Source organism: Myxococcus sp. CA051A, assembly GCF_013336705.1.
GTDB lineage: Bacteria > Myxococcota > Myxococcia > Myxococcales > Myxococcaceae > Myxococcus > Myxococcus llanfairpwllgwyngyllgogerychwyrndrobwllllantysiliogogogochensis.
The window spans coordinates 201,760-215,104 of the sequence record NZ_JABUMS010000012.1 but is presented as its reverse complement, the minus strand read 5'-3'; the positions used below and the strand labels follow the sequence as shown (position 1 = coordinate 215,104).

Genomic DNA, 13,345 nt, shown 5'->3' with positions numbered 1-13,345 from the left:
AAAATAACGGGAGCATGTTGGCTTCGTGAGCGACGCCGGACTACCCCCGCGGGTCCAGCGCTTCATCACGACGCATATCGACTCGCTGGAGAAGCTGGAGGTGCTTCTCTTGCTCCGTGCCCAGCCGGGACGGGAGTGGACCGCGTCATCGGTGAGCCTGGAGCTGCGCATCACAGAACCCTCCGCGGCCGCGAGGCTGGCGGACCTCACCGCGAGCAGGTTGCTGGTGAGCGACGGCGGAGCCGTGCCCGTCTATCGTTTCAGTCCCGAGAGCTCCGAAGACGTGCAGGCGGTGACGGAGCTGGCGGCGGTGTACGGTGCGCGGCGGGTGACGGTCATCTCCTTCATCTTCTCCCGGCCGTTGGACAAGGTCCGGGGCTTCGCGGAAGCCTTCGTGCTCAAGAAGGACAAGGACGGCGACCATGGCTGAGGCGGTCTACATCCTCTGTGCCTTGACCAGCGTGGCGTGCGCGGTGCTATTGCTGCGCGCCTGGAAGAGCAGCCAGTCCCGACTGCTCCTGTGGAGCGGGCTGTGCTTCGTGGGCATGGCGGTCAGCAACGTGCTGCTCTTCGTGGACCTGGTGATTCTGCCGACCACCATCGACCTGTACATGCCGCGCCTGCTGGCCACGTTGGCCAGTGTCTCCATCCTGTTGTTCGGCCTCATCTGGGACGCCTCGTGAGGTAGCTCGCCCATGCTCAGGTCCATGCTCAATGGTGCGACGGCGATGGGATGGCTGGCGTGCGCCTTGTTCTTCCTGCGCTTCTGGAAGCAGTCGCACGAGCGCCTGTTCGGCTTCTTCGCGGTGGCCTTCGCGCTGTTGGGCGCGAACTCGGCGGTGTCGTCGCTGATGGACTCGTTGGACGAGCGCCGCTACTACCTCTACGTGGCGCGGCTTGTCGCCTTCCTCATCATCCTCTACGCCATCTGGGACAAGAATCGCGCGAGTCGACGCGGGTGATGTCGCGGGCCTCACGCTCGCCTCGCGTTCAGTGGTGAGGGGAGGGGTGGGTGGTTTTCCTGCTCGCACAGGAGAACCCGCACATGCGTCTGAGTCGCCGTGGCTTCCTTCGTCTTTCCGCGCTCGGAAGTGGAGCGCTCGCCTGGGGCCCCTCGTTCTGGAAGGAGGCCTATGCGGCGCCGGCCCAGTCGGGGCCCAGTCCCTACGGGGCGATGTCCGGGAGCGCGGATGTCAACGGCTTGCGACTGCCCGCGGGCTTCACCTCGCGAATCATCGCCCGCTCGGGCCAGACGGTCGGCAACACGGGCTACGTGTGGCACACCGCGCCGGACGGTGGCGCCTGTTTCGCGCGGCCGGACGGCGGCTGGGTGTACGTGTCCAACAGCGAGGGCCTCCCCGGGGGCGCCAGCGCGCTGCGCTTCAGCGGAGGCGGGAGCGTGGTGGCGGCGTACCGCATCCTGTCCGGCACGCGGATGAACTGCGCGGGAGGACCGACGTCCTGGGGCACGTGGCTGTCGTGCGAGGAGCACAGCGGCGGGCGCGTCTGGGAGTGCAACCCGGCCAAGGCCTCGCAGGGTGTGGTGCGCGGCGCGCTCGGCACGTTCCCCCATGAGGCGGTGGCGGTGGACCCGGACGGTGGACGGCTCTACCTGACGGAGGACCAACCGAATGGGCGCCTGTACCGCTTCACTCCGTCCGCGTGGCCGGTGCTGGCGGCGGGCACGCTGGAGGCGGCCCGGGTGACGGGGGATGCGCTGACGGGAACGGCGACGGTGAGCTGGGTGGCCTGCGCCGCGAACAAGCCGGCGTCGCTCCAGCCGGAGGTGGCGGCGCGGACGACGGTGTTCAACGGCGGCGAGGGCTGCTGGTACGACGGCGGCGTCATCTACGTCACCACCAAGGGCGACAACCGCGTGTGGGCGCACACGCCGGCCACGAGAAAGCTGGAGGTCATCTACGCCGCGTCCCTGTATCCGGGCTCGCCGTTGAGGGGCGTGGACAACGTGGTGGTGTCGCGCTCGGGGGATTTGTTCGTGGCGGAGGACGGCGACAACCGGGAAATCTGTCTCATCACCCCGGGGCCCCAGCGCATCGTCGCCAGCTTCCTGCGGGTGCTGGGCCACGCGGGCTCGGAGCTCACGGGCCCGGCCTTCAGCCCGGATGGACGCAGGCTGTACTTCAGCTCGCAGCGCGGGGCGACGAACTCCAGCAACGCGGGCGTGACGTTCGAGGTCTCCGGTCCCTTTCGGTGAACCTTCCCCCGCCGCGCGCCTTGACGACGTGAGGGGCGCTCTTGCACAACCGGAGGCATGTCCGCGAATCCGCTTCCCCACTTCACGCCCCGCCGCGCGCTGGGCCGCACCGGCTTCGTCGCCACGGCGGTGGGCATCGGTGACATCGCCGACCGCTCGGCGCCCCGGGAGTCGCTCGTCGCCACGCTGCGCCGCGCGCTGGACGCGGGGCTGAACGTCATCGACACCGCGCCCAACTACGAGGAGGGGTTGAGCGAGGAGGTGGTGGGCGAGGCCCTGCGCGGCCGGCGCGAGGGCGTCTTCCTCATCGACAAGGTGGACGTGCTCGACGCCCCGGTGGCGCCGCAGGTGGAGGCCAGCTTGCGGAGGCTGGGCCACGCGGCGGTGGACCTGTTCGCCTTCCACGCCGTATCGGAGCTGGCCGCGTGGGAGCAGCTGGCCGCGCCGGGCGGTGGCCTGGAGCAGCTGGGCCGGTGTGTGAGCGCGGGGCAGGCGCGCTTCCGGGGCATCTCCAGTCACCACCCGGACGTGCTGCGCGCGGCGGTGAACTCCGGGCTGTGCGACGTGGTGATGTTTCCGCTGGGGCCCTTCGTGGACCTTCGCTACGTGCGGGACGTGCTGCCGCTGGCGCGCTCGCGCGGCGTGGGCGTGGTGTCGTTCAAGACGTTCGGCGCGGGCAAGCTTTTGGGCGACACGGAGGGCTATGGCCGACCGCTGGAGGCCCGGCCGCGCGGCAAGGTGGGCTCTGGCGGACGCGAGGACCGCGACGTGCCCGTGCTGCCGCACCTGAGCGTGGAGGAGTGCGTGCACTACACGCTGACGTTGGACCCGGACGTCATGCTGATGGGGATGAGCCACCCCAACGAACAGGACGCGGCGCTCGGCGCGGTCCACTCGGCGCGGCCCCTGTCCGTGGAGGAGCTGACCGACGTGCGCGAGCGCGCGAAGGCGGCCATCGATGGGAAGGGCGCCGTGTGGTGGAACCCGTCGATGGCGTCCGACGTGGGCTGAGTCAGCGACCTCCCGGCCCGAGTCATTCCGTACGCGCCGCGCGCGGAGCCCTTCACTCGAAAGGCACTCAACGTCCCGCGGGTCCGACACTGGACAGTCTCCCCGTCCGCGGAGACGGGCGGCATTGTTGCCGCGTCCGGGACGCTTTTAGCTCGGGGTCTGATGTCGCGCGGCGCTTCTCTTCCATCGTGGTCCACCTGCATGCCCGCCGAGCCGATTTCTCCTCCTGAAGCTTCTCTCGATGTCGCCGGGAAACCCCGGCCCACCCCGGCGCCGCCGGAGCCCGAGCACGGGGTGGAGGCGGCCTCGTCCGAGGCGGCGCGCCTGGCCTTCCTGTCGCGCGCGGGCGAGCTGTTGGGCGCGTCGCTGGAGTGGCGCACGGTGCTGCACCGGCTGGCGGAGCTGGCGGTGCCGGTGCTCGCGGACTGGTGCGCGGTGGATGTCATCACGGAGGACGGGAGCGTGGAGCGGGTGGCCGCGGCGCACCGTGAGCCGGAGAAGACGGCGCTGGTGCACGAGTTGTCCCGACTACGGCCCGTGGACCTGGTGTCACCCGGTGGCATCTCCGAGGCGCTGCGCACCGGACGTCCGGTGGTGATGCCGGTGGTGACGGAGGAGATGCTCCCGGCGATGGTGCGAGAGCCCGCGCAGTTGGACGTGGTCCGTCGCCTGGGAATCCGGGCGGGGCTCGTCCTGCCGTTGCTGGCGCGGGGACGGGTGCTGGGCGCCGTGTCGCTGGTGCGAGGCGACGAGCAGGTGTCCTTCGATGCGCCGGAGCTGGAGGTGGCGATGGAGCTGGCCCGCCGCGCCAGCCTGTCCATGGACAACGCGCTCCTGTACGAGGAGGCGCGCACGGCCCAGTCCTTCTCCGCGCGGCTGCAGACGGTGACGGCGGCGCTGTCGCGCGCGGCCACCGCCGAGGACGTGGCGCGGGTGATGGTGCGCGACGGGCTGGAGGCCTCGGGAGCGGCGCGGGTCGCCATCGCGGAGCTGAGTGCCGACGGGTGTCTGCGCGTGCTGGGCTCTGTCGGTTATTCACAGGCGTGGATGGAGGGCCTGGATGGTCAGCGCGTCGCGGGCCTGCCCGTGCTCGCGCGCGCGGCGGAGCAGCGCGAGTCGCAGTGGTTCTCCCGACTGGAGGAACTGCTCCCCTCGGCGGGTTTCGTGGAGAGCGACGTGGCGGCGCTGGGCGAGGGCTCTCGCGCGTTCCTCCCGTTGCTGACCGAGCGGGGCATCCTGGGCTTCGTGGCGCTGGCGTGGGGTGAGCCGCGCATGTTCCCGCCGTTGGAGCGCGCGTTCCTGGACGCGCTGGCCCACCAGTGCTCGCAGGCACTGGAGCGCGCGGCGCTGTACGGGACGCTGCGTGAGCGGGGCGAGCGACTGCATCACGCGCTTCAGATGGGCAAGGAGGCCGAGGAGCGGCTGTTCTTCTTGCTGGAGGCGAGCCGCGCGCTGGCGGAGCACCTGGATGACGTGGAGTGGACGCTGGAGCACGTGGCCCGCGTGGCCGCCAGCAGCGTGGCGTCCAGTTGTCTGGTGGAGCTGGTGGGGCCGGACGGCACCCTGCGGTGCGTGGCGTCCGCGCACCAGGAGCCGTCGAGAGACGCGTCCGTGCTCTCGGTGCTGGGCGGCGAGGGCGCGCTGTCCCTGTCGCGTGAGTGCTTCCAGTCGGGTGAGCCGCGCTTCGTGCCGGACGTGGACGCGGCCCTGTGCGAGCGACTGGCGGAACGCTCCGAGCAGCAGCGCGCGCTGTTGGAAGCCCTGAGGCCCGCGTCGCTGCTGGTGGTGCCGGTGCGCACGCGCGGGCGCACGCTGGGCGTCATCACGCTGGGCACGTCGCCGCCGCAGCGGCCCCTGGCCATGTCGGACGTGTCGATGATGGAGGAGCTGGCGCGGCGCGTGGCGGTGGCGCTGGAGAACGCGTCGCTGTACCGCGACGCGCAGGCGGCGGTGCGGCTGCGTGACGAGTTCCTGTCGGTGGCGAGCCACGAGCTGAAGACGCCGTTGACGAGCCTCAAGCTCCAGCACGGCCTCATCGACCGCGCGCTCGGCCCGGACTCGCGCGAGAAGGTGGCGCCCCGGCTCTCCACGGCGATGCGACAGGTGCAGCGGCTGGCCACGCTGGTGGACCACCTGCTCGACGTGAGCCGGGTGTCGCTGGGGCGGCTGGCGCTGGAGCCCACGGAGGTGGACCTGGGGCAGGCGGTGCGCGACGCGGTGGAGCGGATGGAAGAGGTGTTCGCGGTGGCGGGGTGCTCGGTGCGGGTGGATATCCCGGAGCCGCTCCAGGGCCGGTGGGACTCGCTGCGGTTGGACCAGGTGCTGGTGAACCTCCTGACCAATGCGGCCAAGTACGGCGCGGGCAGGCCCGTGCAGGTGACCGCGGCGGAGGCCGGCGACGGGGTGGTGCGGCTGTCGGTGCGGGACGAGGGCATCGGCATCTCGGAGACGGACCTGCCGCGGCTGTTCGGTCGCTTCGAGCGCGCGGTGAGCGACCGGCACTATGGAGGGCTGGGTCTGGGGCTCTACATCAGCCGGCAGATTGTGGAGGCGATGGGCGGTCGCATCGAGGTGGAGAGCCGCGAGGGCGTGGGCTCCGTCTTCACCGTCCACCTGCCTCGCGCAGCAGGGTGAGGGCGCGCTCCAGCACCTCGTCGCGTCCGGCGCGCAGTCCGCGCACGGTGGGGTGGACCTCCACGTCCGGGCGCAGTCCCACGCCCTGCACCGTGCGGCCGTCGGGGGTCTCGAAGCGCTGACCGGTGAAGAGGACGCAGACGTTGCCGGGCAGGCAGACGTTGGTGGTGTCGCCCACGGCGCCCGCCGTGGCGCTGCCCACCAACCGCGCGCCAGACGCGGCCTGAATCATCATCGCCGTGTATTCGCCCTGGCTCAGCGTCCGCGCGTCGATGAGCACGACGACGCGGCCCGCGTAGCGAGGCCCGTCACCAGAGGGCAGGGTGGCGGGGAAGCGCACCTCGCGGGCCTCTCCCGCTTCCACCAGCGGGCGGGCGATGAGCGCGGACGCGGTGGCGCCTCGCGTGTTGAGGCGCGGGGCCAGCGCCCACGCGCTCCCCTGCGGATAGCCGCGCAAATCGAAGACGAGCGCGCGCGTGTCCTTCATCGCCTCGAACATGCCGGGCACCGAGTCGGCGCGCAGCCGTCGCAGGTCCACGTAGCCCACGTCGCTGTCGAGCCGCTTCCACGGCGCGTCGTCCTGGACGGGGGGACGGAGGAACGGGAGGTAGTCGCGCGAGCGGGGCAGCCGCGATTCCTTCATGCGTCCATCCACGCCCTGGAGCATCACCTCCACGGGTTTCCCGTCCGAGCCCGCGAGCAGCAGGCTGGCCACGCGCTCTGCCCGCGCCGCGTCGTGAGAGGCGCCGAGCAGCTCCCGGAAGCGCGCGGCGCGAGTGGCCACCGCCTCGCCGTCGACGGACACCACCTCGTCCCCCACGCCGATGCCGGCGGCGCGAGCGGCCTCGGGCACGGGCAGCTCCGACACGAGGAAGCGTCCCTCCACCGAGCGCAGGACGAGCGGCGCGGTGGCCTCGGCGAGCGAGCGCAGGGGCTGGCCCTGCTCCGCGATGAAGACGTGGCCGTCGGAGACCCGCGCGGACAGCGTGTAGAGCAAATGCGTGTACGCGCGCGCATCCTCCACCGCGCGAGCGCGGCCGAGGAACTCCGGCAGCACCGCGTCCCAGTCCTTCAGGGCCTTCGGGTCCGGATGGAAGAAGCGCATCACGTTCCAGAAGCGGACGACGGCGAGCAGCCGGTAGGGCTCGGAGGGATACGCCATCGCCTCGTAGGCGTCGTCCGGTCCTCCCGTGGGGAGCACCGCGTCCTTCGCCGAGACGCGCGCGGAGGCCTTCGGAGTCCCCGCGCGCAGCAGCCGGAGCGCGGCCTGGAAGGCGGGGCCGGTGTCGCCCTCGTCCGCGCTCGCGGGCACGGTGACGTCCGCGCGCAGCCCCGATGAGCCCGAGGGGAACACGAGCTCCGAGGCGCGCACCACCGCGCGCTGGCCTCCGGGCAAGGGCACCGTGCGGGTCTTCACGGCGGAGGACTCATCGAGCGCGCCCTGCGCGACGAGGCGCGTGCGTGACGAGGAGAGCAGGGCCAGCAGCAACGGCGACAGGGGCGTGCGGCTGTTGACGAGGAGGACCAGCGAGCGCTTCGGCGTCCGGGGCGCGGGCGTGAAGGTCCGCGCGAGTCGAGTCTCGACCGAGGCGCTGTAGCCCCCCGAGCTGGGCCCCAACTGCACGGGAAAGCCGGAGTACACGCGGAAGCGCTCGGCGGGAGCCGTCACGGTGTCCGACGGAAGCGAGCGCTCCAGGAAGCCCAGCGCCAGCTCCATCCAGATGGCCTCATCGGGTCCGCTGGCGCGCAGGTCGATGACGACGCGGCGCGCGCGCTCGAGCTCCGGCCCCAGCGCCGTCATCGCCGGATACAGCGCGTTGAAGTTGGAGAAGCGCCGGTCCAGGTCCAGCACCAGCACGTCACCGGACCAGCGGGAGAGCGGGCCGGACGGCTCGCGCGGGGATGGGGGCGCGCCCGGCTCTCGCTCGACACGGGTGAGTGGATCCTCCAGCCGGCGCAGCATGTCGCTCACGGAGGTGGCGAGCGCCTCCGGGGTGCTCGCCGCGAGCGCGCCCGGGAGGGACTCCACGAGGGCCGCGTCCCAGTCCACCGCGCGGAAGGCGAAGGCGGGGTGCACGTACTTCACCGTGCCCCAGACGCGGCCCAGTACGGCGGCGTTCTCCAGGGCCGCATCGGGCTTCGCGCGCGGGAGGGACTGCTCCTGCGCGAATGCACGCCCCGAGACACCCAGCATCAGCGCCACCGCGAAGACACAACCCATCCAGGCCGGCATCCGCCGGACTCGCGCGCGTTCCACATCCACCTCCCGATACGGCCCCGCGCGCCAGACACCCTCTCCGTGAGAAAGGTTCCCAAGGACGCGCGGTGACATCCGGGCTCGTCCGCACACATCCTGTCCGTAACTGTCCGCGCCCCCTGGACGGCGTGGCCGCGAGCCGCGAGCGCGGGTCTCTTTTGCGTGGTGGATGTGCTCGCGGGGGCAGGCGGTTGAAGGGGCCCAAGCCCTGATTCCAGGAGTGACGCTCGAGCATGTCCCGGCGGAGGCCGAGGGGCACGAGTGCGCGAACGGACAGTCGTCTGTCTCGGATGTTTCACGCACGCGACGCTCGACACCCGTACACCCGGAACCGGAGAACGTTCATGCGAAGTCTGGATTTCATTGCGAAGCCCGCCCTGGCGGTGGCCCTGTGCACGCTGCTGGTGAGCGGGTGTGGTGGCTCGCCCCAGCCCGAAGGGGACTCCCTTCCGGGAGATCCTCAAACGGGTGGACTGGAAGGCGCGCCGGGTTCGAAGGGAAGCGGGGACACCGGTGACGGAAACGAGGGCGGCTCGGGTGGCGTGTTCAATCCGGCCAAAATCGACATCTGCCACATTCCTCCGGGCAACCCGGACAACGCGCACACGATTTCCGTGGGCGCACCGGCGTTGAAGGCCCATCTCAAGCACGGCGACACGTTGGGCGCATGTGACAGTGAGCCGGACGCGGGCACGGGTGAGCCGGACGCGGGCACGGGCGAGCCGGACGCGGGTTCCGAGTGTGTATCCGAGGAGGGCGCCTGTGGCACGGGCGCCACGTGCTGTGAAGGCCTGACCTGCTCCGAGTCGGGCTACTGCGAGCCCATGATCGGCTGAGGTCGCTTCAGGAGGCCGTCCCGCTCATCCTGGAGTGGGACGGCCCTCCCACCATGATGCCAGGGGCCCGAGCGCGTGGCCCCGCGCGGGTCGCCCTCGCGAAGCAGCAGACTCCCGGTCGAGGCCCTCCCGCGGTGCCCACGAGGCTCCGCTCGGAGGCGCTTCCCGTTTCAGCCCAGGCCGTCACCCGCGCGTGCGCGCCGCGCACGGTTCCTCGCGTCGCGAGCCCCGGGCTCATGTCGGCGTGAGCGCCCCGCGTGGCGACCTGTAGCGGCGCGTTCCGGACGCCCGTGCACTCCCGTCACATCTTTCGACTCAAGGAACCCCACCCCATGCGTCTTCACGAGGGGGATGGGGCGCGGACTCCGGAAAGGCATGGAACGTCTTCCGGAAAACATGAGAGTGCGACAGAGAGAAATGGATTCCCCGCATCCAGGCCTCCGAAAGCGAGGCAGGCGGTAATGTTTTCAACCGAATGGCTGTAGTTTCTGCGGAGAGAGAGGGGGACAATTTCAGTCAGACGGGAGGTCTTCTCCCGCCACTGTCCGGAACCCGAAGTCCATCCAGCCTTTCCGCATGAAGATTGAGCGCCAGCACGGTTGAATCGTGGGTGGCACATGGCTCGCAGAGACACCGCGCAATAGACCCCTGTCCCAGTTGTCCCCATCCCGCTCCCCGTGTTCCTCCAGAACGCCACCTGCTCTTGCGTGCCTTCGCACTCCGACCCAAGCGAGTGCCCGACCTGGGTGCGCCCGCATCGGAACACGCCCGCGGAGGGCAACACGATGCTGTACGCGGGGACGCCGCCGCCGATGCTGGTGGAGCCCACGCCGGTGCCCGCCACGCCCACCAACTCGCTGGTGGGGCAGCAGTTGGGACACTTCAAGCTGCTGAAGGAGCTGGGCCGGGGTGGCATGGGCACGGTGATGCTGGCCGAGCACGCCCTCATCCAGAAGCGCGTCGCCATCAAGGTGCTGCACGCGCACCTGGCGCAGGACCCGGACCTCGTCGCCCGCTTCTTGTCGGAGGCGCGCACGCTGACGGTGGTGCAGCACGAGAACGTCGTCGCGCTCTACGATTTGGACGTGCGTGACGGGCGCCCCTACCTCGTCATGGAGTACCTGGAGGGGCAGAGCCTGGCGGCCTTCGCGAAGGGGCCGCTTTCGCCGTCGGTGGTGGTGGATCTTCTCTCGCAGGTGTGTGACGCGCTGGGCGCCGCGCATGCGCACGGCATCGTCCATCGCGACTTGAAGCCGGCCAACGTCTTCCTGGTGCCGGGCCTGCTGGGCCGCCAGCGCGTGAAGCTGTTGGACTTCGGCATCGCCAAGCTGCTGTCGCGTCCGGCGGGCCTGCACACCACGGAAGTGGGAGTGCTCCTGGGGACGCCGGAGTTCATGGCCCCCGAGCAGTGCGGCGACGACGTGGTGGACGCGCGCACGGACATCTACGCGGTGGGAGTGCTGGGCTACTTCCTGCTCACCGGGCGCGTGCCCTTCGCGGGCCGCACGGCGGCGGAGGTGCTCATCGGTCACCTCCAGAAGCAGCCGGTGCCGCCGCACGAGGTGCAGCCCGGCGTGCCGCCCTCGTTGTCGCGCGTGCTGCTCCGCGCGCTGGCCAAGCGTCCCGCGGACCGTTTCGCCCAGGCCTCGGACCTGCGCGCGGCGCTGGCCACCGCGCTCGCGCCCGAGCCCGAGCCCGTGACTCCCGGCTTCACCGCGCGGGTGCGCATGGCGGGCACGCCGCACTCGCAAGAGCTGCGCTGTGAATGGGTGGGCCGCGCCGGCCTCTTCCTCCACACCACCGCGTCGCCGCCGCCGCTCCTGTCCGACGTGGGCCTCCTCTTGCGACTGCCGGGTGGTGAGCTGGCCTGCACGGGGCAGGTGGTGCGCCACGTGACGGAGGAGCAGGCGCGAGGGTGGCGCATGACGCCGGGCTTCGGCGTCCAGCTGCGCGACACGTCGCCCGCCTTCCAGGAAGCGCTGACCCGGCTGAAGTCCGGCGTGCGGTTGGAGCCACCCACGCCCCCGCCGTCCCCCATGCAGGAGGACGCGGTGGCGGAGCGGGTGCTCCAGGGCTTCAGGGCCCGCCTGGCGGGTGACCACTACTCGGTGCTGGAGGTGCCTCGCGACGCCACCCCGGAGACGCTGCGGGCCGCGACCCAACGCGCTCGTACGGCGCTGGAGCCACTCAAGAGCCGCAACCTGTCGCTGGGCCAGCGTGCCCAGCTGGAGCGGGTGAACGAGCGGGTGACGTCCGCGCTGCACGTGCTGGGTCACGTGGAGCGGCGGGCCGAATACGACGCCAGACTGGGCAACGTGGAAGGGGTGGAGCGCTGCCTCTCCGCGGGCCTCACCGTCACCGCGCTGGAGAACTGCCGCCGCCGCTTCCTCGCGGAGAACCCGGGGCGGGATGGCCGCGCGGCGGTGCAGCGGCTGTCCGGGGACGCGCTGTCGTCGGTGGGGCGGCTCCAGGAAGCGCTCGCCGCCTATGAGCAGGCGGTGCGGATGGACCCGTTGGATTTGGAGGGCCTCAAGCGCTGGCGCTCGCTGCGGGCCCGGCTGCGCAACACGCCCACACCGCGATAGGCGGGCGGCCGGGCGCGTGCAACGCGGAAGCGGTGTCTTGCGTCTGGGGGGTGGCTCCTCGTTAATCCAGGGGTACCCATGGCCTCCGACTCCGACGACTCGCTTCCTCCCCAGGGCCGCTTCACCCGGCTGCGCAAGTTGGCGGGCCTCTCCATGCAGGTGGGCACCGACGTGCTCATGAGCAGCGCGAAGCGCCTGGCTGGCGGCACGCCGGATTTGCTCAGCAAGAGCTCCGCGGAGAAGCTCGTCGCCACCCTGGGAGAGCTGAAGGGCGCGGCCATGAAGCTGGGCCAGGCCATCTCCATGGACCCGGACCTGCTCACCCCGGAGGTGCGGCAGGTGCTGGCGCGGCTGCAGAACCAGGCGCCCGCCATGTCCTACGACATGGTGACGCGCGTGGTGCGCCAGGAGCTGGGCGCGGCCCCCGAGGACGCCTTCCGCGAGTTCAGCCGGGAGCCCCTGGCCGCCGCGTCGCTGGGACAGGTGCACCGCGCGGTGCTGGAGGACGGCCGCGTCGTCGCCGTGAAGGTGCAGTACCCGGGCATCGCCGAGTCGCTCACGCACGACATGGAGAACCTGGGCCTCGTCGTGAAGACGGTCTCCAAGGCGTCGCGGTTGATGGACGGCTCGGCCTACTTCAACGAGTTCCGCGACGAGCTGCTGCTGGAGCTGGACTACCGCCGAGAGGCGTCGCTGGCGGAGGGCTTCGCGCGCGGCGTGGCGGAGCTGAAGGACCTGTATGTCCCCCAGGTCATCGCCAGCCACAGCGCCGAGCGCGTGCTGACGCTGGAGTTGTTGGAGGGGCCCACCCTCAAGGACTGGGTGACGACGGTCGACTCCAACGACGAGCGCTTCCGCGTGTCGCGGCAGCTCATCCGCGCGACGTACGGGCCCTTCTTCGGCTCGGGCGAAATCCACGCGGACCCGCACCCGGGCAACTTCATGGTGATGCCGGACGGGCGGCTGGGGCTGTTGGACTTCGGCTCCATCAAGCGCTTCAGCCCGCGCTTCGTGGACGCCAACCGGCGCATGTTCCTGCAGTCCATGCGGCTGGAGCCCATGGACATCCTGCGGCTGAGCCAGGAGGTGGGCTTCACCGTGGAGCTGCCGGGCGAGGAGGCCGCGGACCTCATCCGCGAGGTGCTCCACATCGCCGGCAGGCCCATGCGGCTGACGCCGTACGACTACATGTCCTGCGAAATCACCCGCGACATGCGCAACCACTTCACCCGCAACGCGGCGCGCTTCCTCAAAATCAAGCCGCCGCCGGAAGCGGTGATGTTCTTCCGCTCCACGGGAGGGCTGGCGCAGAACCTGCGGCTCATCGGCGCGCGGGGTGACTTCCGCGGCGTCTTCCTGGAGATGGCGGAGCTGTTGAGCTGAGCCGCGCCCGAGGCTACGGGGCCGGCGCGGCCACGACGGCGCGGCCCTTGGCGTAGATGGCGTGGAGCTTCTTCGCCAGCTCCTCGCCCTGGGTGCTCTTGGTGATGTAGCCGTCCGCGCCCGAGGCCAGCGCCAGCGCGCGCAGCTTGGACTCGTCCGAGGCGGAGAAGAGCACGAAGCGCGTCCCCGCCGGCGCCTGTCCCCTCGCCAGCGTCAGCACCTTGTCGCCGGTGAGCGCGGGGATGTTCACGTCCAGCAGCACCAGGTCCGGCAGCGTCGTGCGCACCAGGTTGGACACGCCCAGTGACGAGCGGTGCGTCCGAACATCGAAACCAAACGCGGACAACGAGCGCTCCGCCAGGGTGAGTTGCTCCTGGTCATCATCCACCACCAGCACGCGGATCTTCATCTCCGACATGACGCC

11 protein-coding genes are annotated in these 13,345 nt (G+C 70.9%); 9 read left to right on the top strand and 2 right to left on the bottom strand.

What is annotated here, in order from left to right:
* Positions 1 to 25 precede the first annotated feature (25 nt).
* From HUA74_RS31010 to HUA74_RS30985, 6 genes are all read left to right on the top strand, one after another.
* The gene (locus HUA74_RS31010) at positions 26 to 430 is read left to right on the top strand and encodes a hypothetical protein (RefSeq protein WP_141641820.1); all 405 of its coding nucleotides are present in this window, start codon (positions 26 to 28) and stop codon (positions 428 to 430) included.
* Positions 423 to 683, top strand: coding sequence for a DUF5985 family protein (locus HUA74_RS31005; RefSeq protein WP_141641819.1), 261 nt, complete (start codon positions 423 to 425; stop codon positions 681 to 683). The genes HUA74_RS31010 and HUA74_RS31005 overlap by 8 nt, the downstream gene beginning before the upstream one ends.
* A 12-nt stretch (positions 684 to 695) precedes the next feature.
* Positions 696 to 962, top strand: coding sequence for a DUF5985 family protein (locus HUA74_RS31000; protein ID WP_141641818.1), 267 nt, complete (start codon positions 696 to 698; stop codon positions 960 to 962).
* 83 nt (positions 963 to 1,045) lie between these two features.
* The gene (locus HUA74_RS30995; RefSeq protein ID WP_174457431.1) at positions 1,046 to 2,215 is read left to right on the top strand and encodes an alkaline phosphatase PhoX; all 1,170 of its coding nucleotides are present in this window, start codon (positions 1,046 to 1,048) and stop codon (positions 2,213 to 2,215) included.
* A 57-nt stretch (positions 2,216 to 2,272) separates the two neighbouring features.
* Complete coding sequence (locus HUA74_RS30990; protein WP_174457430.1) at positions 2,273 to 3,226, top strand: aldo/keto reductase; 954 nt, start codon at positions 2,273 to 2,275, stop codon at positions 3,224 to 3,226.
* Between the two features lie 201 nt (positions 3,227 to 3,427).
* The gene (locus tag HUA74_RS30985; RefSeq protein WP_174457429.1) at positions 3,428 to 5,860 is read left to right on the top strand and encodes a GAF domain-containing protein; all 2,433 of its coding nucleotides are present in this window, start codon (positions 3,428 to 3,430) and stop codon (positions 5,858 to 5,860) included.
* Here HUA74_RS30985 and HUA74_RS46910 read toward each other — a convergent pair.
* A complete protein-coding gene (locus tag HUA74_RS46910; RefSeq protein ID WP_174457428.1) occupies positions 5,829 to 8,117 on the bottom strand; it encodes a S41 family peptidase in 2,289 nt (762 codons plus the stop codon). The genes HUA74_RS30985 and HUA74_RS46910 overlap by 32 nt on opposite strands.
* A gap of 344 nt (positions 8,118 to 8,461) precedes the next feature.
* Here HUA74_RS46910 and HUA74_RS30975 point away from each other — a divergent pair, with 344 nt between their 5' ends.
* From HUA74_RS30975 to HUA74_RS30965, 3 genes are all read left to right on the top strand, one after another.
* Positions 8,462 to 8,953 carry a hypothetical protein gene (locus HUA74_RS30975; RefSeq protein WP_174457427.1) on the top strand — a complete coding sequence of 164 codons (492 nt, stop codon included), beginning with the start codon at positions 8,462 to 8,464 and terminating at the stop codon, positions 8,951 to 8,953.
* A gap of 746 nt (positions 8,954 to 9,699) precedes the next feature.
* Positions 9,700 to 11,538, top strand: a complete 1,839-nt coding sequence (locus HUA74_RS30970) for a protein kinase (RefSeq protein ID WP_371745556.1) — start codon at positions 9,700 to 9,702, stop codon at positions 11,536 to 11,538.
* A gap of 78 nt (positions 11,539 to 11,616) precedes the next feature.
* Complete coding sequence (locus tag HUA74_RS30965) at positions 11,617 to 12,921, top strand: AarF/ABC1/UbiB kinase family protein (RefSeq protein ID WP_174457426.1); 1,305 nt, start codon at positions 11,617 to 11,619, stop codon at positions 12,919 to 12,921.
* A gap of 13 nt (positions 12,922 to 12,934) precedes the next feature.
* Here HUA74_RS30965 and HUA74_RS30960 read toward each other — a convergent pair whose 3' ends face one another.
* Positions 12,935 to 13,339, bottom strand: a complete 405-nt coding sequence (locus HUA74_RS30960) for a response regulator (protein ID WP_141641810.1) — start codon at positions 13,337 to 13,339, stop codon at positions 12,935 to 12,937.
* Positions 13,340 to 13,345: the final 6 nt, after the last annotated feature.

Coding starts and splice junctions, on each gene's coding strand:
- HUA74_RS30990 (WP_174457430.1), top strand. CDS start 2,273: ATGTCCGCGAATCCGCTTCCCCACTTCACGCCCCGCCGCGCGCTGGGC.
- HUA74_RS30985 (WP_174457429.1), top strand. CDS start 3,428: ATGCCCGCCGAGCCGATTTCTCCTCCTGAAGCTTCTCTCGATGTCGCC.
- HUA74_RS31005 (WP_141641819.1), top strand. CDS start 423: ATGGCTGAGGCGGTCTACATCCTCTGTGCCTTGACCAGCGTGGCGTGC.
- HUA74_RS30965 (WP_174457426.1), top strand. CDS start 11,617: ATGGCCTCCGACTCCGACGACTCGCTTCCTCCCCAGGGCCGCTTCACC.
- HUA74_RS31000 (WP_141641818.1), top strand. CDS start 696: ATGCTCAGGTCCATGCTCAATGGTGCGACGGCGATGGGATGGCTGGCG.
- HUA74_RS30960 (WP_141641810.1), bottom strand. CDS start 13,339: ATGTCGGAGATGAAGATCCGCGTGCTGGTGGTGGATGATGACCAGGAG.
- HUA74_RS30975 (WP_174457427.1), top strand. CDS start 8,462: ATGCGAAGTCTGGATTTCATTGCGAAGCCCGCCCTGGCGGTGGCCCTG.
- HUA74_RS30995 (WP_174457431.1), top strand. CDS start 1,046: ATGCGTCTGAGTCGCCGTGGCTTCCTTCGTCTTTCCGCGCTCGGAAGT.